General features: G+C 43.4%; 19 protein-coding genes. 7 read left to right on the top strand and 12 right to left on the bottom strand.

The features are described 5' to 3' along the window. Positions 1–102: 102 nt before the first annotated feature. Genes DN068_RS08160 through rpoN form a run of 4 tightly spaced genes read right to left on the bottom strand, consistent with a single transcriptional unit; the run spans position 103 to position 5,820 of the window. On the bottom strand, positions 103–1,566 hold the full coding sequence (locus DN068_RS08160) for a hybrid sensor histidine kinase/response regulator (protein WP_110998417.1): 1,464 nt from the start codon (positions 1,564–1,566) through the stop codon (positions 103–105). Between the two features lie 3 nt (positions 1,567–1,569). Next, positions 1,570–2,802, bottom strand: a complete 1,233-nt coding sequence (locus DN068_RS08165) for a sensor histidine kinase (RefSeq protein WP_110998418.1) — start codon at positions 2,800–2,802, stop codon at positions 1,570–1,572. 4 nt (positions 2,803–2,806) lie between these two features. Next, complete coding sequence (locus DN068_RS08170) at positions 2,807–4,282, bottom strand: sigma-54-dependent transcriptional regulator (RefSeq protein WP_110998419.1); 1,476 nt, start codon at positions 4,280–4,282, stop codon at positions 2,807–2,809. Positions 4,283–4,335: 53 nt separating this feature from the next. Continuing rightward, a complete protein-coding gene (rpoN, locus tag DN068_RS08175) occupies positions 4,336–5,820 on the bottom strand; it encodes an RNA polymerase factor sigma-54 (RefSeq protein WP_243630161.1) in 1,485 nt (494 codons plus the stop codon). 317 nt (positions 5,821–6,137) lie between these two features. Between rpoN and DN068_RS08180 the strand changes: the two genes are divergently transcribed. Then, positions 6,138–7,529: a sensor histidine kinase gene (locus DN068_RS08180; protein WP_110998421.1), complete on the top strand. Its 1,392-nt coding sequence runs from the start codon at positions 6,138–6,140 to the stop codon at positions 7,527–7,529. Positions 7,530–8,055: 526 nt separating this feature from the next. Here DN068_RS08180 and DN068_RS08185 read toward each other — a convergent pair. Continuing rightward, positions 8,056–8,451 (bottom strand): hypothetical protein, encoded by a 396-nt coding sequence (locus DN068_RS08185; RefSeq protein ID WP_110998422.1) that lies wholly within the window; start codon positions 8,449–8,451, stop codon positions 8,056–8,058. 247 nt (positions 8,452–8,698) lie between these two features. Here DN068_RS08185 and DN068_RS08190 point away from each other — a divergent pair, with 247 nt between their 5' ends. Next, the gene (locus DN068_RS08190; protein ID WP_110998423.1) at positions 8,699–9,250 is read left to right on the top strand and encodes a DUF7935 family protein; all 552 of its coding nucleotides are present in this window, start codon (positions 8,699–8,701) and stop codon (positions 9,248–9,250) included. Between the two features lie 208 nt (positions 9,251–9,458). Further along, entirely contained in the window at positions 9,459–11,012 is a 1,554-nt protein-coding gene (locus DN068_RS08195; RefSeq protein WP_110998424.1) for an acyl-CoA mutase large subunit family protein, read from the top strand. A 904-nt stretch (positions 11,013–11,916) separates the two neighbouring features. Here DN068_RS08195 and DN068_RS08200 read toward each other — a convergent pair. Together DN068_RS08200 and DN068_RS08205 are read right to left on the bottom strand one after the other, a co-directional pair. Continuing rightward, a complete protein-coding gene (locus tag DN068_RS08200; protein ID WP_110998425.1) occupies positions 11,917–12,351 on the bottom strand; it encodes a YqgE/AlgH family protein in 435 nt (144 codons plus the stop codon). A gap of 228 nt (positions 12,352–12,579) precedes the next feature. Then, on the bottom strand, positions 12,580–13,674 hold the full coding sequence (locus tag DN068_RS08205) for a DUF3810 domain-containing protein (RefSeq protein ID WP_110998426.1): 1,095 nt from the start codon (positions 13,672–13,674) through the stop codon (positions 12,580–12,582). A gap of 126 nt (positions 13,675–13,800) precedes the next feature. Here DN068_RS08205 and DN068_RS08210 point away from each other — a divergent pair, with 126 nt between their 5' ends. Further along, positions 13,801–14,823, top strand: coding sequence for an efflux RND transporter periplasmic adaptor subunit (locus tag DN068_RS08210; protein WP_165836322.1), 1,023 nt, complete (start codon positions 13,801–13,803; stop codon positions 14,821–14,823). A gap of 421 nt (positions 14,824–15,244) precedes the next feature. Beyond that, entirely contained in the window at positions 15,245–16,477 is a 1,233-nt protein-coding gene (locus DN068_RS08220; RefSeq protein WP_110998429.1) for a 4-hydroxy-3-methylbut-2-enyl diphosphate reductase, read from the top strand. A gap of 184 nt (positions 16,478–16,661) precedes the next feature. Here the strand turns inward: DN068_RS08220 and dinB are convergent, their stop codons facing one another. Then, on the bottom strand, positions 16,662–17,756 hold the full coding sequence (gene dinB / locus DN068_RS08225; RefSeq protein ID WP_110998430.1) for a DNA polymerase IV: 1,095 nt from the start codon (positions 17,754–17,756) through the stop codon (positions 16,662–16,664). Positions 17,757–17,840: 84 nt separating this feature from the next. Here dinB and DN068_RS08230 point away from each other — a divergent pair, with 84 nt between their 5' ends. After that, on the top strand, positions 17,841–18,092 hold the full coding sequence (locus DN068_RS08230) for a hypothetical protein (protein ID WP_110998431.1): 252 nt from the start codon (positions 17,841–17,843) through the stop codon (positions 18,090–18,092). A gap of 86 nt (positions 18,093–18,178) precedes the next feature. Beyond that, the gene (locus DN068_RS08235; RefSeq protein WP_110998432.1) at positions 18,179–19,414 is read left to right on the top strand and encodes a DEAD/DEAH box helicase; all 1,236 of its coding nucleotides are present in this window, start codon (positions 18,179–18,181) and stop codon (positions 19,412–19,414) included. A 127-nt stretch (positions 19,415–19,541) separates the two neighbouring features. On the opposite strand, the gene DN068_RS08240 is transcribed toward DN068_RS08235, so the two are convergent. The 4 genes from DN068_RS08240 to DN068_RS08255 form a co-directional block, all read right to left on the bottom strand. Continuing rightward, complete coding sequence (locus DN068_RS08240; protein ID WP_110998433.1) at positions 19,542–20,798, bottom strand: sensor histidine kinase; 1,257 nt, start codon at positions 20,796–20,798, stop codon at positions 19,542–19,544. Beyond that, positions 20,795–21,472, bottom strand: a complete 678-nt coding sequence (locus DN068_RS08245) for a response regulator transcription factor (protein ID WP_110998434.1) — start codon at positions 21,470–21,472, stop codon at positions 20,795–20,797. The genes DN068_RS08240 and DN068_RS08245 overlap by 4 nt, the downstream gene beginning before the upstream one ends. Positions 21,473–21,503: 31 nt before the next feature. Beyond that, positions 21,504–22,442 (bottom strand): YncE family protein, encoded by a 939-nt coding sequence (locus DN068_RS08250; RefSeq protein WP_243630165.1) that lies wholly within the window; start codon positions 22,440–22,442, stop codon positions 21,504–21,506. 336 nt (positions 22,443–22,778) lie between these two features. Continuing rightward, positions 22,779–23,708 carry a T9SS type A sorting domain-containing protein gene (locus DN068_RS08255; RefSeq protein WP_110998436.1) on the bottom strand — a complete coding sequence of 310 codons (930 nt, stop codon included), beginning with the start codon at positions 23,706–23,708 and terminating at the stop codon, positions 22,779–22,781. Positions 23,709–23,729: the final 21 nt, after the last annotated feature.

A 23,729-nucleotide genomic window follows, 5' to 3' on the forward strand; every position in this document is an offset into this window, starting at 1 on the left:
TGTTTTTACACTAAATCATACGTAAAAATCATGCCAACGGATTTCTTCGCCTTAGGCCTAAGCTTACTGCTTTTTATAATTGAGCGTCTCAACCACGCAGCCTTAAAGTTCTACTTCTGACTCTGCTCTCTTGCTGAAGCTGATAATAAATGAAGTGCCGGCACCTAACACAGACCGAACTTCGAGCTCGGCTTTGTGGGCCTGAAGGATATTTAACGTAAACGCCAGCCCCAGACCGACGCCGTTTCTTTTTTGCGTGAAATAAGGCTCAAACAAACGGGTGATGTTTTCCTCACTGATCCCGCAGCCATTGTCTGTAATCTTAAGCACAATATAGTCGGTCGTTTCTGAAAGCAAAATGTCCAGCACGCCACCTTGTTCTTCCATTGCCTCAATTGCATTGATGACAATATTGAGCAAAGCAATGTTGAATTTTTCTTTATCTGCTTTTATCAAAATCGCCTGCTCCGGGTAGTTGAGTGTCAATTTGATTTTCTTGAGTGTGATACGGTCTATTGCCGCTGAAATCATTTCATCAATAAGCGACTGGAACGTGTACTCCCGCAGTGTGATATCTGAAGGCCTTGAAGTATTAAGCAATTCACTTATCAAATCGCTGATACGTTTACTGTTTCGCTGAATGATGTTCAGATACAGATCCATCTGTTCATTATCGTCAGTCTCCTGCTGCATCTGCTCTACCGAGAGCGTAATATTATTGAGCGGATTGCGTACTTCATGCGCCAGTGTACGCACGAGACGGCCGGCTGCAGCCAGTTTTTCAGCTTGCAGCGTCGCTTTTTCCGCACGCTTCAGATTGGTAATATCGTGAATGATCCCTTGCACCTGGGCATAGTCAATAGCTTCGTCGTCCTGTACGGCACTTAGGATACATACTTTTTGTTCACCGGATTTTGTGTCCAGTGTCACTTCCCAGTCATTGATTTCCTTGCGGGTTTGCAATGATTGTTGGAGAAAACGTTTGTGCTGCGCCTGATCAATGAGATCGGCAAGATTCATTTCCAGTAATTCCGCCCTGCTGTAACCAAGCAGCGAAACAAAGGCAGCATTGACATCAATAAAATTCAGGGATTCATCTGCGAGAAATACAAGATCTTTCGATTTCTCGAAAATACTGCGATACTTACGCTCATTAGCTTTAATAGCCTTGATACTGGCTGTGCGCTCAATAGCGTAGCGGATACTTCTTTCCAGCTTCTCCGTAGTCAACTCTGATTTGATCAGATAGTCAACGGCGCCGAGCTGCATGGCCTGAATATCGACCTTATAATTGCCTTTACCCGTCAGCAAAATAATCGGCTCTGTAATATTTTTCTCATAGGCTTCGCGCAGGAGATCCATCCCACTTTTCGCACCCATGCGATAATCCACAAAATAAAGATCGTAGTCTTTTTGCAGCATACGCTCCAAAGCATCAGCATAACGATAGCACCAGTCGATCCTGAAAGATACACCATCGATGTCTTTGATCAGATCTGAGGTTATGATAAAATCGTCTTCGTCATCGTCTACAATTAAGATTTTTACGAGCCCGGGAACGTTCATTTTTTAGTGGTTGGTTTTTTCTGTCTTTTCAGGTAAAATGATAGTGAAACGGGCGCCCTGACCTGCAATATTCTCAGCATAGATTCTGCCCTGATGATAATCTACAATTTTCTTACAAATGGCAAGCCCGATTCCGGAACCCGGATATTCCGCTTTTCCATGTAAACGCTGGAATATCTTAAAGATTCTTTCCGCATATTCATCTTCAAAGCCAATACCATTATCGGCTATCGTAATCTTAAAATATTTCTTTTCAGGAAGCAGATTCCATCTGGCCACTTCTTCCGCGCTCACAGAACCCTGCTGAATATCGATATGAACGGGGGTATCTTTTTTGCGGAACTTAATTGCGTTATTGATGATATTGGTAAACAACTGCTTCATCTGCACCGTTACACCAGTGATCTTTGGCAGATCGCCCTGCGTAATGGTGGTGTTCGTTTCTTCAATCACCAGCTCCAGATCACGAACGACATCATGTACGACAGCGCTGAGATTAACAGTAGAAACAGTATGGTCAGCCCGGATCACACGGGAAAAATCCAGCAGATTGTCGATCAACGTACGCATATCCTCTGTTGCCACAAGTATACGATCAAGATACATTTTGCCTTCATTCTGCAGCAGATCTCCATACTTAGATTGGATACGGCCGCTAAAGGTGCTGATCTTACGTAAAGGCTCCTGCAGGTCGTGACTGGCTACGTAGGCAAATTCTTCGAGCTCCTGATTAGACCGATTCAGTTCTTCCAGCTGCGCAGCCATTTTCTCTTCAATATCCTGGTGTGCTTTTTCCAGCTGTTCAACAGTTTCCGTTTTTTCAGCAGTAAATACCAGTACATCTCCTGCATCTGCAGTTTTAAAAAGCGAGCACCGTACCGCATAAGGAATGCTTGTTCCATCACGGTGCTTCAGGCTGCACTGAAGCGGCTGATCTGTATATTCGGCATTGGTCATTGCGGCATCTGCAATGGTCATAATAGCCACCTGGTCTCCTTTCGGAAGGATATGATTCCAAAACTGCATTGCTGGCACATTGGTCATGTCAGTCCACCCAAGCTGAGCTTCGACACGCGGGCTTACAAACACCACAGAATTTTGCTGCACATCACAAACCCAGACAAGCGAACTTATCATAGATGCCATTTGCTTTAAAACGCTCAGTTCGCGGGTCATTTCAAAGTAGGGTTGATTATTGTACGCAATGCCGGTATAGACTTCACCGTTCTGTTTCATACGATCACTGATTATTAAATTCTTTGTATTGCTTCATTTTATTATAGAGCGTCTTCCTGTCTATATTCAATAGTTTGGCAGCTTTACTCTTGTTAAAATTCGTTTGTTTCAGGGCGTCGAGTATTACCTCATACTCGGCATCAATGTTGGCCGATTTCAATTTATGTTCAAAGGGTATATGCTTTTCCGGCGCTTTCGTGGCTTCGGAAGGTGCTGTTGCAGCGGCATTGCCAGCTACGTCAAATTGGAGCTTATGAAAATTACTGATTTCAAATGGCAGTGATTTTACTTCTACCAATGGTCCGTCAGTTAAAAGTGTAGCGCGTTTCACAACGTTTTTCAATTCACGCAGATTACCGTACCACACATAATTCAGAAATATTTCTTCTACCTCTTTCGAAAAACCTCTTACTGTTTTACCAAGCTCCGCATTGGTCAATTGCAGAAAGTGTAATGCAAAAACCATGATGTCTTCTTTGCGCTCGCGCAATGGTGGCACATCAATGCTGAATTCGTTGAAACGGTGGAAGAGGTCTTCGCGGAACTTGCCGTTGCGGGCTGCATCCCAAAGCTTTTCGTTACTGGCTACGATAATGCGTACATCCAGTTCAATGTCCTTGTTACCGCCCACTCTGCGCATTTTGCGTTCCTGCACTACACGCAGCAGCGATACTTGTATATCGTAAGAAAGATTGGCTATTTCATCGAGGAATATGGTTCCTTCATTAGCCAGCTCAAAGCTCCCTATTTTTTGATTTAAGGCACCGGTGAAAGATCCTTTTTCGTGGCCGAAAAGTTCACTGCCTGCCAGTTCTTTAGACAATGCGCCGCAATCGATAGCGATAAACGGCTTGCTTGCGCGTTTGCTTTTTTCATGGATCAGTTTCGCGATTACTTCTTTACCGCTACCGCTTTCACCATAAATAATGACGCTATAATTAGTTGGCGCGACAAGTTCCACTTGCTTTGCAATATGTACAAAAGCCGAGCTGGAACCTGCGATATAACTCTCTCCTGCCGCGTTCAGTTTCACCTTTGGCTGTGCCGGCGTATCAACTGTTTCGTGATGATGATTGACACTGCTGGCAACTGCTTCTACAGCTTTCGCTGTTCTTGTACTTTCTTCTAATGCTTTTTTGATCGTCAGCAAAATCTCATCCGGAAACAATGGTTTGGTAACATAATCGTATGCGCCCATTTTCATTACTTCTACTGCATCTTTTACATCACTGTATCCGGTGATAATAATTACAATGGCAGACGGATGCATTTCCTTGATTTTTACCAGCAAATCGGCACCAGTCATATCTTCCAGTCTGAAATCACAGAGTACGAGATCCGGTGCATTTTGTTTCAACCAATCGATTGCAGCATGCCCGTTGTTCTTTCCGGTCACTTCATATCCATGACGAGTCAGAAAACGGTTGAGGAGAAGGCACATGTCATTATCATCGTCAATTACCAGGATTTTATTTGCCATAATTCGTTCTAATTTGTAGTGTGTGGTGACAGAAATATACAATCTTTTATTCGTTATGCCCTTACAGCCCGGATCTGCGCGATCGGGATACGTAATTGTTCGCGATACTTAGCCACAGTGCGACGTGCGATGTTGTAACCTTTTGAAGATAGAATATGTACCAGCTGCTGATCGGTATAAGGATGTTTCTTATCCTCGCAGGTAATCGCCTCTTCAATCACTGATTGGATTACCTTATTACTGATCACCTCACCATTTTTGTCTGCAATACCCTCACTGAAGAGGTTTTTCAAATACACCAGACCAAAATGCGTTTCAGCATATTTATTGCTGGTGATGCGTGAAATGGTAGAAATATCCAATCCAGTTTGCTCTGCAATATGACGCAGCACCATTGGTTTCAACAGGCGAATATCTCCTTCTTCGAAATATTCTTTCTGATGATGCGTGATGTATTGCATAATACGCATCATGGTTTCTTCGCGCTGGCGCACGGCAGAAACAAACCATTGTGCAGACTGCAGTTTACTCTTGATATACTGACTTGCAGATTTATCGCCTTTGCTGCATTGTTCGGCCAGCTGATCATATAAAGTCTGATTTACAAAGACAGCGTTGGATCGACTGCTGTACAAAGCAACATGTATGTCTTCACCATTTTTACTGATAATAAAATCCGGTATAATCGTGTTCTTCGGTTCAAATGCATCAGCGGGCTCCGTTACCGGGTAAAACTTGAGTGTCCCCATAAAATTCAATACTACACGTAATTCTTCTTCATCAACGCCGAGATGGTGCATCAGCTTCTCAAACTGACGGTGCATCAAGTCTTCGTAAAACTGGCCTACGAGTTTCATCGCACATTTCACATCCGGACGTTTGGTATTCATTTGTTTCAACTGCAGATACAGGCACTCGCGAATGCTTCTTGCACCTACGCCAACCGGTTCCAGCGACTGCACAATCTCCAATGATTTTTCGAGCGTTTCCACATCGATCAATGATTGTACCTGAAAAGAAAGATCATCAGCGATCTCGTCCATGGGTTTATCGAGCATACCGTGTGTATTCAGCATGTCGATAAGATATTCTGCAGTGATATACTCTTCGTCTGAAAGATGTAACAGACGCAACTGTTGTTTGAGATCCTCTTTAAAATGATCAACATTTACCAGAGGTTTTTCCGGCACATCCTCCGTGCTTAGATAATTCTGGTATTCCTGTTTATAGTCAGGGATGTCATCATAACCATATTCATCCCAATCCTGAAAATCCTGTACAGACTCTCCTTCTGTATTCTTATCAGCATTTTCATCGTCGTCCGTTTTTTCATTTACTTCCAGAATCGGGTTTTCATCCAGTTCGGCAATGATTCTTTGCTCCAGCTCCTGCGCATTCAAAAAATACAGGTTCAGCAATTGAATTTGCTGAGGCAAGATCTTTAAAAGTTGTTTCTGTGTCTGTTGCTGCGAAATCATAGAAAATAGCTTTATGGTGTTTGAGTAGTTCTCTCTGTATGATTTATGTAAATCAAGCATGAAGCCAAAGTTTTCATTTTTCGAAAAAATTATTAATCAACTGCACAAAAAACAATTATGAATATAAAAAATAAGAAATACGAAATTAATTTTGTTCTCATCTTGTTGATTGTCCCAAAAACTGGGGAATGCTTTCTACAATCCTAATAAACACATAGTTATATCGTTTAATCCGTCTCGACCAGCAAACAGCTGTCGAATAGTTTTTTTTCGCAAAATGGCCACTGTGGACTATTGTCTTTTTGCCATCAACCTTTCGCCAGGAACGCCCAACTAATTTATTAGCTTCTAAAATTTATGTAGGTTTGATAAAGCACATGAAGAAAAGACTCCGGTTTATTATAATTCCTTTCACGCTCTCTTTTGCCATAATGGTGATGCTTGCGTTTTATGCCGTAAAACGGTTTAACACGCTCAGCAGCTACTCTCAAATGGTAGAGCACACTTACGATGTAATGCGTCAGTTTGATGTAATGGAGATCACGCTGAAGGATATCGACAAAAATGAAAGAGGTTATCTGCTTACCCGCGACAGCCAGTATTTAAAAACACTTAAGCCTTTAGTTTCAGGCATATTTCCGATTACGGAAGAAATCAAAACACTGGTAACAGACAATGAAGATTCGCATCAGGACCTGATCTGGATACGCAGCTATCTGGTAAACCGCGTGGAGAATCTGAACGCCGATATCGCCTATAAGGACAGTGCAAAATCAGATTCATTGCCGCCTACGTATGATAAAGGAAAGGTAGACGTACTGCAAATCCAGTATTACATTAAACGGATGAAAGACCGGGAGAAAGATTTGCTCGAAAACCGGATGAAACAAAAAACGGAATACCAGCAACTCACCTACTCCAGCATTAAGTATCTGTTTTTCATTTTCAGTTTCGTGACCCTGTTTTTGTTTGTGATCATGATGCGTGAGCTGAACAAACGTTTTAAATACCAGGAAGAATTGCAGGTGAAACTGATAGATCTGCAGCGGTCACATTCCGAGCTCGAACAGATTGCATTCGCAGCGTCGCACGATTTGAAAGAACCGCTCCGGAAAATACAGGTATTCACCAATAAGATTTTGTACCAGAAAAAGATTGCTGATCAGGAAACGATGAATTCGCTGGAACGTATTCAGGCTTCAGCAAGTCGTATGCAGGAACTGATAGACGATCTGGGCGACCTCACCAGTCTGGTCCAGAATCAGGGCGAAAAGCAACAGACTTCGCTCAATGCAGTAGTAAAAGAAGTATTGCTGGACCTGGATCAGAAGATCAAGCAAAAGCAATCATTAATACAAGTAACGCCGTTGATCACGATCAATGGTTATCCAGGACAATTGCAGTTACTTTTTAAAGCTTTGATCGATAATGCAATTAAATTTTCGAAGGAAGGAAAGCCTTTAAACATTCAGATAAGCGGGCAAAAAGTAACGGGCATTGAGCTAGCAGGTATCAACCAGAATCTCGTGGACAAAGTATTTTACAAAGTGACGGTAATGGACAATGGTATTGGCTTTGACAACAAGTTTATGCACAAAATGTTCCTGCTTTTTCAACGACTGCACAATCAGCGTTCAGAATACGAAGGAAAGGGAACCGGTCTTGCAATTTGCCAACGTGTAATGGCTAATCATATGGGTTATATTCTAGCTGACGGCCTGCCAGATGAAGGTGCTACTTTTAAATTGTACTTTCCGCTGGAGAGTTAATCAGTTAAAAAATTTAATAGTTAATAGGTCAAAGGGGTAATTTGTCAAAACGGCTAATTAACCCTTTATACCAATTGATCATCAAAAAACGGCATTAAAAATTTCCGCTCAATCAATTTTAAAGAAGTGTTTTCTGTCACTTTTGCCTTGAAGCAAAAGTAACCAAAAGTTCAAGGCTGAAGGAATCTTCGGCTAAAATGAAAAGGCATTTCGCTGCAATTATTAAAGCTTACTATGATGCTTTATACCCATTCCTGGCCAATCTATAATTGATCTGTACGCTCCGTTCGCCATCATAATTGCGGACGCTGTATGCATTTCATTTTTTAACGCCTACGTTTCCTTAGGCCGGAGGTGTTCTGTAAATCCATGTTTACACAATTAACCCTGCCATTTTTTGATGGTTAATTGGTATTAACCCTTTACTTTTTTGACATTTTACGTTCCACAAACCAAAAGCCGTCCGGAGTATCCGAACGGCTTTTCTTCATATGCACCTTTACAAACCCAGAAATAATAGTATAGATTAACAATGGCCTTTCTGGCTATCGGTGATTTTCTTTTCAATATTTTCCACTTCCTGAATGAAGGCATTGACTGAAGCATCGGCGTAAGCGCCATAAGAGTCAGTTAAGGACCCTTTTTGCCCATCAGTAGTTTCTATCAAATAAAGGATTGAGTTATCGGCCGGGTCAGATTGACCTTCAAAACGGTAGAAGTTTACCACTTTTACTTGTTCGGGGCGATAGTAACGGCTTTTCGCCAGCGAGTATAAACCTCGTTTCGTAACCTTGAAGTTATCAATGTAACCCATACGAACTGATTTATTCATTACTTCCACCATCGTACTCATGAATGGAATATTCGCCTTAGCTGCCTCTCTATTGTTATTATCCGGTTGAAAATTTTTGTCTGTCCACATAAAAATCAGTTTTGCCTAATACGCTAACAATTTTTTGCCAACGGAAAACCTGCCAGCGTTAAGAATGTCCGATCAGACATTAACCAACTCATTATCAAACATATAAGATAAAAATTTACCATACACATCAAACCGCAAATAGAGTGTACCTATTGTTGATTGTAGAAATGAGGCAACAACATGTGGCTTTTTTGTAATAAAAAGAGAATGGAAAAAACGTCTTATTTTGTCGCCCAAATTTTACTGCATGTATACGAGCACGCTCATCGAGATATTAAAATACATTTTACCTGCCCTTATAGTGTTGGCTGCCTGTTATTTTATTGTTCAGAAATTTCTGGTCACTGAAGTACAGAAGAAACAACTGGCATTGTTGAAAGACACGAATGATGTGACCATCAAACTGCGTCTGCAGGCCTACGAACGTCTGGTGCTGTTTGTTGAACGTATTCATCCCCGTCAGCTGGTGCCACGTATCTATGAACCTGGCATGACTGTAAGTGAATTGCAACAGATGCTGATATACAATATCAATGTTGAGTTTGAACACAATCTTTCGCAGCAGGTTTATGTAACACAAGGTGTCTGGAGCACTGTGAAAAGCGTGAAAGAACAAGAGCTCAATATGATCAATCAGATCGCGCAGCAGCTCAACGCCGGCGCACCTGCAAAAGAACTGCATGCCCGTATTGTTGAATATTTACTATCTGTGGAAGGTGAATTGCCAACTGACGTAGCTTTGCAGATTATTAATGATGAAGCGAAGAAGGTGCTTTCGTATGGAAGTATGGGAGTTTAATGGTGAAATGGTCAATGGTGAATGGTGAATGGTCAAACGTGAATGGTGAATGGTGAATGGTGAATGGTGAATGGTGAATGGTGAATGGTGAATGGTGAATGGTCAATGATCAATGGTGAAACGTCAATGGTGAATGGTCAATATCCATCGCGATTGAATCTAACGGAACAATCGCAAATATTCAATCTAAAATCGTCAATAGTAAGAAATGTCAGATAAAAAATTCATTACCGATTCCGGTATTGTGATCAAACAGGTTTATGATCAACCTGTAGAAATGACCGAGCAACCGGGGCAGTTTCCATTTACGCGCGGCGTACATGCGGCGATGTACCGTGACCGCCTTTGGACCATGCGCCAATATGCAGGTTTCAGTACAGCCGAAGAATCCAACAAACGTTACCACTACCTGCTGAGCCAGGGTGTGATGGGACTTTCTGTTGCTTTCGACCTGCCAACGCAGATCGGTTATGATTCTGACCATGCTATGTCGGAAGGCGAAGTAGGAAAAGTAGGTGTAGCCATCGATTCTCTGGAAGACATGGAACGTCTGTTTGCCGACATTCAGTTGCAGGATATTTCCACGTCCATGACTATCAATGCAACAGGCTTCATCTTATTGGCATTTTATATCGCGCTAGCGAAGAAACAAGGAGCTGATATCAAAAAAATATCCGGCACCATCCAGAATGATATCCTGAAAGAATACGCGGCACGCGGCACCTATATTTATCCGCCAGAGCCATCCATGCGTATCATTACGGATATCTTCGAATACTGTAGTAAAGAAGTTCCGAAGTGGAATACGATCTCCATTTCTGGTTACCATATCCGCGAAGCAGGTTCTAATGCCGTGCAGGAGCTGGCATTTACGCTGGCGAATGGTAAAGCTTATTTGCAGGCAGCTATCGCGAAAGGTCTTGACATCAACGTATTCGCACAACGTCTTTCCTTCTTCTTCAACGCACACAACAACTTGTTTGAAGAAGTAGCGAAATTCCGCGCGGCACGCCGCATGTGGGCGCACATCACAAAAGAACTCGGCGCCACTGATCCGAAAGCACAGATGTTGCGTTTCCACACACAAACCGGAGGTAGTACGCTAACGGCGCAGCAACCGCAAAACAATATCGTACGTGTCGCTATTCAGGCGATGGCAGCAGTAATGGGTGGTACGCAATCACTACACACCAATGGTTATGACGAAGCATTGTCTTTGCCTACGGAAGAAGCCGCAACCATTGCATTGCGCACACAACAAATCGTTGCTTTTGAAAGCGGCATTACACAAACGGCAGATCCGCTGGCAGGTTCTTTCTTCGTAGAATCTCTCACCAATGAAATGGAAGCTGCGGCACAAAAACTGATGGATAAAATCGATGTAATGGGCGGCGCTGTAAAAGCGATTGAACAAGGCTTTATCCAGGATGAAATTGCACGCTCTGCATACACCTACAATAAAGAAATTGAAGACGGTTCAAAAATCATTGTTGGGGTAAATAAATTTACTTCAAAGGAAATGAGTGACACGCCTGTATTTAAAATTGACGATTCAATCCGTCAGGTGCAGATGGAAAAGCTGCAGCAACTGCGTGGGAAACGTGATGCGGCGAAAGCTGCGGCCAGCCTCGAAGCAATCAAACAATGCGCACTTGGCACTGAAAACCTGATGCCTGCGGTGATTGAAGCTGTTGAAAATCTGTGTACACTCGGTGAGATTGCAGACACACTGCGTGGCGTATGGGGAGAGTATAAGGGTTAATACGTTAGTACGTCGTGGTGAAACATCAGACGTTTGAAATATAAAATTGAAAGGCTTCGCATTAGCGGAGCCTTTCAATTTTATATTCCTCTTATGTTTATTTTAAAATATCACGTAGGCCAAAGGAGACGTCTCACGTAATGTGGTCCCGTATTTCCGCAAGATCCCTCCTTCGTGTCAATGACACATTTAAAATTAATACCAATTGGACTTCAAAAACGGGATTAAAAATTTTCCGCTCAATCAATTTCCCAGAAGTGTTTTCTGTCACTTTTGCCTTGAAGCAAAAGTAACCAAAAGTTCAAGGCTGAAGGAAACTACGGCTAAAATGAAAAGGCATTTCGCTGCAATTATTAAAGCTTACTATGCTGCTTTATACTCCTTCCTTGCTAATCTATAATTGGTCTGTGTTGCTCCGTTCACCATCATAATTGCGGACGCTGTATGCATTTCATTTTTTAACGCCTGCTTTCCTTAGGCCGGTGGTGTTCCGTAAATCCATGTTTACACAATTAACCATGCCATTTTTTGGTAGTCAATTGGTATAAGTTCAATTTCAAGGCTCTTAGTTTGGCAGCACAGTAGCAATGAAGCTCAATTGAGCCACCACCTAAGCCACGGAGTGATCTGGCTTAGACTGCCCTTTTTTACCTACTTTTTCACTCGCGTTCATATCTTCTCGGGTCGCTCATGAGGGCTTCGCCGTTTGGCATAAAAAAAGTAGGAGAATGATGGTTCGAAGCCAGACTTGAAGGACTATTGCTAAATCAAGGTGTCATTGTCTTTTGATTGTGGGCACCGAATAATTAGTCGGAATGACAATCGCGAGAATCATTGACCATTGTCTACTTCGAACCCGCTCAGTATGACAACGAAGTAAGATTGACCATTGACGTTTCACGTTTCACATTTGACCATTCACCATTGACCAGCTGCCTTCCGCAATTTCTGCCTCAAGTTCGCTGGCATCCCAGCCACAATAGCCGATAAATATTTTAATATCTTTTTCTGTAAGCTTATGGTCGTTGATGAGCCTTACAGCGGTTTTGAAATCGCCGCCGAAATAAGTGTTATCGTGCACGTTCACTCCGTCTTTGATAAGATCGGGACGTTGATGTATAAAGAAAAGATGTTCCCGATCTACCGGGCCGCCATCATATAAAGGAAAAGGAATGCTGTGTCTGAATTCTTCCAGCTCATTCAATTTTCGATCAAAGAGTTTGTTGATCACAAAACCGATCGAACCGTTTTCGTTATGCTCGGTAATGAGAATGGTTGCATTGTCGAAAATAGTGCCATCGAGTAAGGCGGTGCTTTTTAAAATAGTGCCGGCGTTCATGTCACAAAATTAGCCTTTTCGCCCAAAGACGCATGAAAGGCAAATCTCTCACAACGTGCACAAAGGCGCAAAGCCGGGAACGAGTAACGACGGCATTAACGAGTTGCCATTGACGTTTCACGTTTCACGTTTGACCATTCACCATTGACCATTGACGTCTATACTTCGACTCCGCTGAGCATGACAACGTGGAAAAGCTTTTAGCTTTAGGTCTTAGGCTTTCAGCTTCTAAGGAATTCGTATCATCCAGTCTGTACTAAATTTTCTTTGCTCATCCCAGGCCCAGGCGCTCATAACTACCGTACTATAACTAGCAATGCCATCTTTCTGATTGTGCATACGCAGATAGCCATCGTAGAGCCAACCCGAGTAATCGCTTACACTACTACGATATTGCCTTCTGATGGCGCGTAAAGTATCTAAGTGTGCAAGTGAAAGTTGATTAAGTTGTTTTTTCAACGAATTAGCAACTGTGGAATCCCAGGCACGCAGACGCGAGTGCGCATACAACCATAAATTGAAATAAGCGGAATAACCAAAGGCGGTGTCTTTTTTTACGGCGGAGCAAATCACATAAGAAAGCAGATTGGCATCACCTTCTGCTGCAATACCCGACTGGTGAGCCATTTCATGACAAACGACAAACGGAAGCATAAACGGCGGCAAGTATCGGTTGACCTGCGCTTCTCCCGTAAACGGATTATAATAGCCTTGTATTTCAAAATACTGCATCATGTATCCGAAAATGGAAGGCTTGGCATTGAGCCCGTGCAGTTTTGTTTTACTATCGGTAAAAGCTTTGTAATAACTCTGTGCGCGCCGGTCTACCTGGCGAAAGCTTAAATCCTTATAGTGTGCGGCATATTCGTTGAGCTTTCCGATAAGCATATTATCGTAAGCAATCAGTAAAGTATCTGTTTGCGCCGAAGGCTTTGGAATCTCCAGATGCCAATAATCAGCCAACGAAGGCTTGTAATAATTACCGCCCCAGCCCACAAAGAACAATACGTAAGCGATACAAAGCGAAATCATGCACCGGATATACAAATGGCCGAGATAGTGCTTGTGCGTTTTGAACTTGAAGACAAAATAAAACCACCGCACTACGGTGAGTAAGATCAGCACGCCCAGCACCAGATACAGGATATCACCTACACTGATTGGAATCTTACCAAGCAGCATATTGCGAAACGATTGATACGGCCGAAATATATACACATTGTACACATTGACCATATGGGCATTATTCGGCAAGATGTACTGCATTGCAGCCACAAGCATTACGAGTATCGCCAATATGATCAATTTATTTCTGTAGCGCATAATCAAGCAGATTTAAACCGGAGCAAGCCATTCTAGTCCTATCTTTGTTTCTCTATTTCTAAATTACCTGTAAAAGCAACGTGAATGCTATTTTTTTCTAACAAATTTTTCGCAGCTTTTGTCGGAATGGCTGTCGTATCCTCTATTACGGCTTGCCAGGGAAACAAAACAGACGCCAGCAAATCTAAAGCACAGGGCGCTCCGAAATCGCTGCGGGCAGAAGGCTGGGTAGTCACCACACAACGGTATAACAACGATTACGCCGCCAGCGGCTCTCTGCTTCCGAATGAAGTGATCGACATTCATCCGGAAATCAGTGGCCGTGTTACTCAAATATTTTTTAAAGAAGGTGGTATTGTAAAGAAAGGGCAATTACTCGTTCAACTCTACGATGCGGATATCATTGCTCAGATTCAAAAATTGCAGGCACAGCGTGATCTACAGGTAAAAATGGAAAAGCGCCAGGCAGACCTGCTGAAAATCGGCGGGATCAGTCGTCAGGACTATGAAACCACGCAGACGCAAATTGAATCAATTGATGCTGATATCGCTTACCAGCGTGCGTTACTCCAAAAAACCAAAATCGTAGCTCCTTTCGATGGTAAGATCGGGATTCGTAACATCAGTCCGGGAGCGGTGATTGCAACCACTACAATTGTGGCCAATCTGCAGCAGATTAATCCGCTGAAAATGGACTTTACCATTCCGGATCAATACCGTGAAAACCTCAAAGTAGGCAATACTGTTTCTTTTAACGTGGACGGAACGCTGGATACCTTGAGCGGCAAGATCAGCGCCATTGATCCTGGTGCCGACCCGACCACACGTACCATCAAAGTGCGTGCATTGGTGGCGAATGGCGATAACAAACTTGTATCCGGCTCTTTTGCCCATGTGATGATTCCATTTAATACGGAAGCGGATGCGATTCTGATACCCTCTCAGGCGATCATTCCTACTACGAGAGATAAGAAAGTAGCCGTTTTAAAAGGCGGTAAAGCAGAACTGAATACTGTCATCATCGGCGATCGTACTACTGACCGGGTGCTGGTTTTGCAAGGACTCAGTGCCGGCGATACTATTCTGACTACGGGCCTGATGCAGGTGAAACCAGGCATGGAGGTGAAACTGACGAAAGTGCGTTCCTAGGTTAATATGTAAAAAAGTCAATACGGCGCTATGCCAAACGGTCTGACGGCTTAAAGTCGTCAGACCGTTGTTTTTTTATACAAGCAGATTCAGTAGCAATTCTGGCGCTGAAAGGTGCGACGCAAGGGAGTTTAATGGGAGTGGAAGAGCTGGCTGCAAAAATATTTTTTCCCGACGCGAAATCAGGTTGCCACGTCGTTTCCACAGCTTCGCTGTTGGGCAACTCCTCAGCAATGACCCGCGTTATGAGAGCACATATTTCCGCGGGATGTCTCATACCGTCGACATGACAAACGCGAGCACACCAATTTTACCTATAAATCAGCCCAATAAAAATTAAAAAACAACCACATAAAACGTAGCAACGTATCAACTTATTAACGTATTAACCTTTCAACCTATCAACGTAACTTTGCGGCACATGAAGTCATTTAACGTTCCGGCACATTACCGCAGCCCTCTGGTTACCGCGATCAAGCAGAAAAGAAAATCGGCAGATAAGATGAAGAAGGATTTTGTTCCGACTGTTTTGCAGATCGGTTCACTGGAAGTCATTCTTGCGCGCCATTTTGGTTTTTGCTATGGTGTGGAAAATGCCATTGAGATTGCATTCCGGGCGGTGGAGGAAAATCCGGGCAAACGTATTTTTCTGCTGAGCGAAATGATTCATAATCCGGGTGTAAATGCTGATCTGCAAAATCTGGGCGTGCGTTTTATCATGGATACCGGCGGCAAAATGCTGATGAACTGGGATGATCTGACCAGTGACGATATCGTAATCATTCCTGCTTTTGGCACCACGCTGGAGCTGGCAGCTCAATTGCGTTCTATCGGTATTGAACCGGCGCGTTATGAAACCACTTGTCCGTTTGTAGAAAAAGTATGGAACCGTGCGGAAAAAATCGGCAAAGATGGTTACACAATTGTGGTTCACGGCAAACCGAAACATGAGGAAACACGTGCTACTTTTTCACATAGTCAGGATGTAACGCCGACGGTTGTTGTAAAGGACATGACACAGGCTGTACATCTAGCCAAATTCATTACTGGCGCCCTTCCTGCGGAACAATTCTATAGCGATTTTGCCGGTCAGTTCTCAGAAGGATTTGATGTTGTAAAAGATTTTCAACGCATCGGTGTGGTGAACCAAACAACCATGCTGGCGAGTGAAACCCAAGCTATTGCAGATTATCTGAAACAAGAGATATTGGGGCATTACAATGTGGCTCCTGAAAACGCAAGTGAGCGTTTTGCGGATACACGTGATACCCTTTGCTACGCTACGAACGACAACCAAAGTGCTGTACAAGGCATGCTGGAACACCGGGCTGATCTGGCTTTGGTGATTGGAGGCTACAATAGCTCTAACACTTCACATCTTGTAGAACTCTGTGAGGAAAAACTGCCTACGTATTTTATCAAGGAGGAAAATTGTCTTGTAGATCGGGAAACGGTTCGTCATTTTGATCTGCACAGCCATACGGAATTGGAGACGAAAAATTATCTGCCACAACGTACACCATTGCGTGTGATGATTACCAGTGGTGCTTCTTGTCCGGATGCACTGGTAGAACGTGTGATTGAAAGACTGGCGCAGCTAACCGGCAATGCGTCTTATCTTGATCAGGTTTCTGAAGAGTGGTTAAATGGTTAAAGAGGTAAAGGGTTAAATCAGTTGTTACTTCTACCTGCGCGCGTGGTCATGCTGAGCGTAGTCGAAGCATTGTGTTATGGCCCTTCGACTACGCTCAGGGTGACCCAACATAGTCTGGGAAATAATGAGTTTTTACCCCACGACGTGTTAACCTTTTAACCTACCAACCTATTAACGGCCTCTTTTAGAAGAGGCTCAGCTGTTCTGGATTGATTTTTCTTCCAGGCCTTGATTCTCCGAAATTGGAAAGTGAAATACCGAGCAACCGGATCTTGTGATCTTCCGGGGCGGTACCGAGCAATAGCTGCTGCACGGTAGTAATTATGGTTTCATAATCATCGACCGGCTCGGTAAAAGAATGACTTCTGTTGATGATCCGGAAATCGTGATACTTAACTTTTAGGGTAATCGTCCGGCCTTTTAATCCATGCCGCCGTAAGCGTTCTTCTACTGTTTCAGCAATTTTAGAAAGTTCCGTAAACATACTGTCAATATCGGTGAGATCAACCTGAAAAGTATCTTCTGCACCTAAAGACTTTGTTTCGCGATGTGGCTGCACCGAACGGTTGTCGATACCGCGGACAATGTTATAATAAAAACGTCCGACCTTTCCGAAACGCTGCGTCATCTCGGATTCCGAGAGTTTTTTAAGATCGGCGCCGGTATGTAATCCCATGCCATTCATCTTCGCCGCGGTTACCCTTCCTACTCCGAAAAACTTATCTACGGGTAATTTCTCCATAAAATCTTCGATGCCCGACGGACCAATGAACGTAAGTCCATCCGGTTTATTCATATCAGAAGCAATCTTCGCAACAAACTTATTGATGGAAACACCGGCCGAGGCCGTAAGTTGTAATTCATCTCTAATTGCCTGTTTGATTTGCTTCGCGATTTCGATTGCAGAACCGATACCCAGTTTATCTTCAGAGACATCAAGAAAAGCCTCGTCAAGTGACAGCGGTTCGATCAAATCTGTATAGCGCCGAAAAATGCTGCGGATCTTTTGCGAAACATCTTTGTACACATCGAACCTCGGGCGTACAAATAACACTTCAGGGCAGAGCTGCTGTGCACGTTTGGAAGCCATTGCCGAACGAATACCAAATTTCCGGGCTTCATAACTCGCTGTTGCTACGACACCACCGCGCCCTTCCGGCGATCCACCCACAACAATAGGTCTGCCACGATATTCGGGATGATCACGCTGCTCTACAGACGCATAAAATGCGTCCATATCAATATGAATAATCTTCCGTGCCCTATTAGCGGATTCCATTTGCGTTGTACCACCCAAAATTAGGCATATTCGGGGCTTTTGGCGCGGTTGGGTTATTCTCTTATGGTTGGCTATCTTTGCGGCATGATCCAGCGTTTCAAAACTGTACTGCCATTAGACGGAAACAATATTGAATTTGATTTTCATCCAATGAATATCAAGGACCTCAATCTGTTTCAGGTATATTGTCTGTACGAAGGCGAGCGGGTTCGTTTCCATATGCAGCGTGACGGTGAAGTATTCCGCGTTACCATGCAGGATGCCTGCCCTGCACCATATCTGCCGTTGGAGGAAATGCTGAGCGATGCGATTTTTACAAATTGCCCGGTGGATTAATTGGGCCTCCTCTGACTCCTCCAAAGGAGGACGACTCCCAACACGAGTAAGCTTTCAGCTTTTTCACTTTTGACTTTTGATTTTCTATGAAATTTGAACAATACAATATAGCGCCTGAGATTAAACGAAGCCTGGAAGAACTGGGTTTCAAAAGGCCTACAGATATACAGTTCCGCGCGATACCTTCTATTTTGAAGGGCGATGATGTGCTGGCGATTGCCCAAACAGGTACAGGTAAAACTGCTGCGTTTGCGATTCCGATTATTCACCAGTTGTTGCAACGTCAACGGAAGGGACCGAAGGAAGTAAAATGCCTGGTGATGGTACCAACACGTGAACTGTCCATGCAAATTTCCGAAGTGTTCGAAAAACTGTGCAAATACACGCGTCTTTCGGTGTTGGGTTTGTTTGGCGGTGTAGATCAGGATCCACAGATCAACAAACTGGATAAAGGTGTAGATATATTGGTGGCTACGCCGGGACGTATGTTCGACCTGATCAATCAGAAATATATCGACATCCGCTCCTGCGAAATCCTAGTACTGGATGAAGCAGATCTCATGCTGGACCTTGGTTTTATCAAGGATATCCAGGACGTGATCCGTTTTCTGCCACGCAAACATCAGACGTTATTTTTCTCCGCAACTATCGATAAAGAAATTAAAGATCTGGCGTATTCGCTTGTGCGTAATCCAATCCGCATTCAGATATCGCCCAAAGATCCGGTTTCTAAAAACATCAACCACTCGGTGGCTTTCATCGGCATGGATGATAAACGCTTCTTTCTGGAACGACTGGTGAAAGAGCTGCCGGAAGCGAGAATTCTGGTGTTCGTACGTACTAAGGTGCGCGCTGAGCGTGTACACAATGCTATGAAACGTGTGGACATCGACTCCATTATGATGCACGGTGGAATGGAACAGGATGATCGTTTGAACGTGCTGAATGACTTTAAAAAAGGTAATGCTGTGAAAATGCTGATCACGACGGATGTGAGCGCTCGCGGCATAGATATTCCAAACGTGGATTATGTAGTAAACTATGATCTGCCGGAAGAACCAGAAAACTATGTACACCGTGTAGGCCGTACTGGTCGTGGTGTGCAGAAAGGCCATGCGGTTTCATTCTGCGCTCCGGAAGAAAAACCGTTGCTTGACGCTATTGAAAAGTATATGGACAAGAAAGTGACCGTAATGAAAGTAGATAAAGCCGACTATTTTGAGACGGTACAGCTCACTGAAGATATTCCGAACGACAACTGGCGCCTGCTTTTGGAAGAGGAAGAGAAAGCGAAGAAGAATGAGAAGCGGAAGAAAAAGTAAAAATCGCTGATGTCTGATTTTTCGATCGCTGATTTGCAAGAGACGTCAAAAGTCAAACATCAATATTTTATTAAAGGCTTCGCGATGCGAAGCTTTTTTCTTGTGCGAGAAATCAGAGAATCAGACATCAGCGATCAAAATAAACTTCGAACGTGTGCATGCTATCTTCCGTGTAGAAATAAAAAAGCTGATAGCCCGCCATATCGCAGATCTGTTTTACAATAGAAAGCCCGAGCCCGTTGCCGTCTTCCTTTACCTCTTCATGACGATAAAAGCGCTGAAATAAACGATCGTTATCCAGCATGGAAACAGCAGATGTGTTGCTAATCATCAGACGTTTTAGATCCAGCGATATTTCAATCTTCCCTCCGGGCTTATTGTAACGAATAGCATTGTAAAACAAATTGCCGATCACAATTTCAGCCAGTTGATTGTGAAAAACAACATCTACAGGTTTTAAAAACACCTGCAAATCTATCTTACGTGATTCCATCAGCTCTGAAAACTCTACAAGTTTTTCCTCGATAATTTCATGTATTTCCACCGGCTCATTCAAAATGAATTGACGATTCTCCACTTTCGTCAGCAACAGTAATGCCTGGTATAAACGAGATAATTTGTGTACCGCTTTCTCTATATCAGATATTTGTGTCGGATTGTTTTTCAGTACCGCTTCATTTTGCACCAACATATCCAGCTTTCCTCTGATAACGGCTAACGGCGTCTGCATCTCGTGCGCCGCATGACTCGTAAACTCTTTCAGTGATGCATAATCCTGCTGCACTCTTTCGGTCATTGCTGTGATGCTTTGGTTGAGCAGCGAAAACTCGTCAATCTTTGTCTCTTCCAGCTCCAGCACACCTTTCTGTGCAACTTTGTATCCCTTCACCTTTTCGATAGTATTGTAAAACGGCTGCCAGAGCTTGTGCAGCAAACGTCTGTTGATTAAAGAACTTACCAGAAGAATAAGCCCAATCATTAAAATCGAAACAAGGATAATAATTGCGAGCAGCTTTTGCGTTTCTTTCAATGGTTTACTAACCGTAATGAGATAATTATTCCCTTTTACACTGAGGCCAAATGCAACTTCCCGAAATGGCTCCAGACGCTGATCCACGACAAGTTCCGTATTATCGAAACGCTGTACCACTGGTTTATCAACCATCCGGTAAGTAACAAACTGATCGTTGGCCGGCAGGATTTCCATCAGTGCATTGTGCTCCCTGGCATACTCGGTAATTTCCTGCTGCTCGGTGTACAGCGTACTGTCGAGTTCGTTGATAAGTACGTAGCGAATCAAAAAATAAAACGTACAGCTACCTAAAAGAAAAATACCGATGGTAACTGCAATATTCAGTTGGCTATAGCGCGTGAAGAGCTTCATTTCACGGAGATTTTATATCCCATACCATACAAACTGCGGATATAATCACCCGCGCCTGCTTTCACTAATTTCTTCCGGAGGTTTTTGATGTGTGCATACATGAAATCGTAATTATCGACGAGATACATGTTATCCCCCCAAAGATGTTCTGCAATAGCGCTTTTCGAAAGTACCCGATTTTTATTGATGATGAAGTACAAAAGCAAATCGTATTCTTTCCGGGTCAGTGTCAACGCATCATCATTCACAGTCACTTGCTTTGCATTTACATCAATCTGAATTTCTTCGAAACGAATCATATTACTGCCCGAGAGATTTTTCCGGCGGATAATAGCGGCAATACGACTGCTCAATTCAGCCATATGAAACGGCTTGGTCTGATAATCATCTGCTCCCAGTTGTAAGCCGGTGATCTTATCATCCATCTGATCACGTGCGGAAATAATGATTACTCCTACCTCCTTTTCGGTTTCGCGAAGTTGCTGCAAAAGCTTAATTCCACTACCGCCGGGCAACATAATGTCCAGCACAATACAATCGTACTGATGTGACTCAATTTTCTCGAGTGCATCTCCGTAAGTCATCACTGACTCACAGCGATACTTCTGCGAAGAAAGATATTCAACCATACTTTTATTGAGCGGCGCTTCGTCCTCTACGATCAGCAACTTCATTTTTCCAGAAAAATTCTTTTAACTGCTAACATCAAATTCCTACTACCAACACCCGGAAGCTTCCTGGCTTAAATACCGGTTTCGTGTGCTTTTGTGCATTTTCACCAGCGGGTGATTCCGAATCAGCCACAGGCAAATAAATCTTATTGGTTGTTGGGTCAACAGTGAGCGTACGCGCGCCTTTACGTGTCTTTACGTTTTGCGCTACGTAATATTTTCCATTAGCGTTCCGGGCTATAACGGTGAGGGTTCCTTCGCCGTTGGCGCTGAAAATATGTTGAGAAACAGGGTCGAATGCTACGCCATCACATTCTTCCTCAATAGGTAATTCTTGTTCCGCTTTTCCGGTTTTTGCATCCATCACAATCAATTTCTCATTGTCACAACCTGCAAAAAGTTTCATTTGCTTAGGGTCGATGGCCAGACCGGAAGGCTCTTTGCCGGCGCCTAGCGGCCAATGTGCTTCCACCGCCAGTGATTTCACATCCAGAACCACAATTTCGCTTTTATCTTCAATATTCACGTACAATTTTCCGGCATTATCAGAAACCGCAGTCTCTGGTTTTCCGCCTAAATCGATGCTTTTCAGCAGTTTGTTTTCTTTCGGGTCAATCACACTTATGTTCGCACTTTTTCCGTTGCCGACAAAAACATAACCAGAAACTGGCTCGTACATAATCGCATCCGGATTTTGCCCTACCGGAATTTGTACAATTTCAACATTTGTCTGCATATCGAAAACCGTCACCGTATTGAGTTTGCCATTACTCATAAAACCTTTGTTGAGTGCCGGCACAAAAGCTACACCGTGAACACCGCTGGTATTATTCAAAACACCGACAGAATCACCGTTTACCTTATTGATGATATTAACCTGTGAACCGTGTGCGATATAAAGATTGTTAGTCGTCGGATTGATAGCAAGATAATCCCACTTCTCATTACCCGCTACAGGAAAGGATTGTAGCATGCGGTAATTTGTTTTTTGTGCGAAGGAGGCCGTTGTGCTCAGGAGCGCTGCGGCTAGTGTAATTTTTGCGGCAAAGTTCATTTTGAATGTTTATTATTTTGAAAAACTTGTTTGTGTTCGAGGTTCAGTTGTCGTGCTTCGACTCCGTTCTGCACGACAAAGACATCGTGCAGATTGCATCCTTCGTCGTGACGAGCTCATAAACCCGTAGCGAAATTGAGCGACGATTATGGAGACTTTCTGGAGTAACAATTTCTTAATATTGGCAGTATAAAAAACAAAAACAGGTGGCGCGAAAGCCACCTGTATACCTCTGCAATCTTCCTTGGCAGGAATTTAGTTTTTCACGAAAGGAATCACCTGTGTGTGGCTTCCCGTAGTGATATAAGCGTAGTACACGCCTTGGGGTAAAGCGGCTGTATTAACCATTATTTCTTTATCAGCTGATGAAACGAGCACTACTCTGCTGCCGGACATATTATATACGGAAACGGTTTTAGCACCGGCTTCTGGTGTAACGATGTGAATATTGTCGCTCGCCGGGTTCGGATACAGCGTATATTTTTCTTCATTAGCTACTACATTAGTTACAGCGGTCGGCGTAGTGGTGGTTATCGTAGATTCAACGCTCAGATTATCAAAGCGATTGTTGCCACTGGTAAGTGAAGTATTGCCGGCAAATTTCACGCGAAATACAAAACCTCCGTTATTGCGAACAGTAGTATCTATAAAATTAACTGCAATCAATCCCCATGAAGCCCCCTGAAACTGTGACTGACTGATAGAATCGATCGTCATGCTGATGCCGGTTGTTTTCCATGTAGCGCCGCTATCTGTACTATAATCGAAAAGCTGTGCGAGCTGACCACTGGTGGTGCTCGAAGACTGCACTTCGTACTTGATAGTTATATTACCATTGTAACCGGTGGTTGGCGCGTACACACGCAAATCCATACTATCGCTTGGATTGCGGAGACGCAATGCATTACCAGCTACCGCACTCATGCGTGCATTCATTGTGTCGCCGGCTACGTTGTCGATATAACCTGCATAAGTGTTGGATCCCGTCAGATGATACACCACGTTGGCTTTGTTGGTGTCGATCGCGGAATAATTGGCGTGCATTACCGGAATAGAAGGATTGTGATACGCTGTGGTGATGCCATTGAAATTCCAGTAGTGCAGCAATGTTGTTTGCGCATCTGCAGCAGGAGTCATGGCCATTAAAGCGCCTACACAGGCAATCACGAGTCTAACTTTTTTCATACTGTTGTTTTGTTTTTTTAC

The sequence above is a fragment of the Taibaiella soli genome, assembly GCF_003236175.1.
Lineage (GTDB): Bacteria > Bacteroidota > Bacteroidia > Chitinophagales > Chitinophagaceae > QKTW01.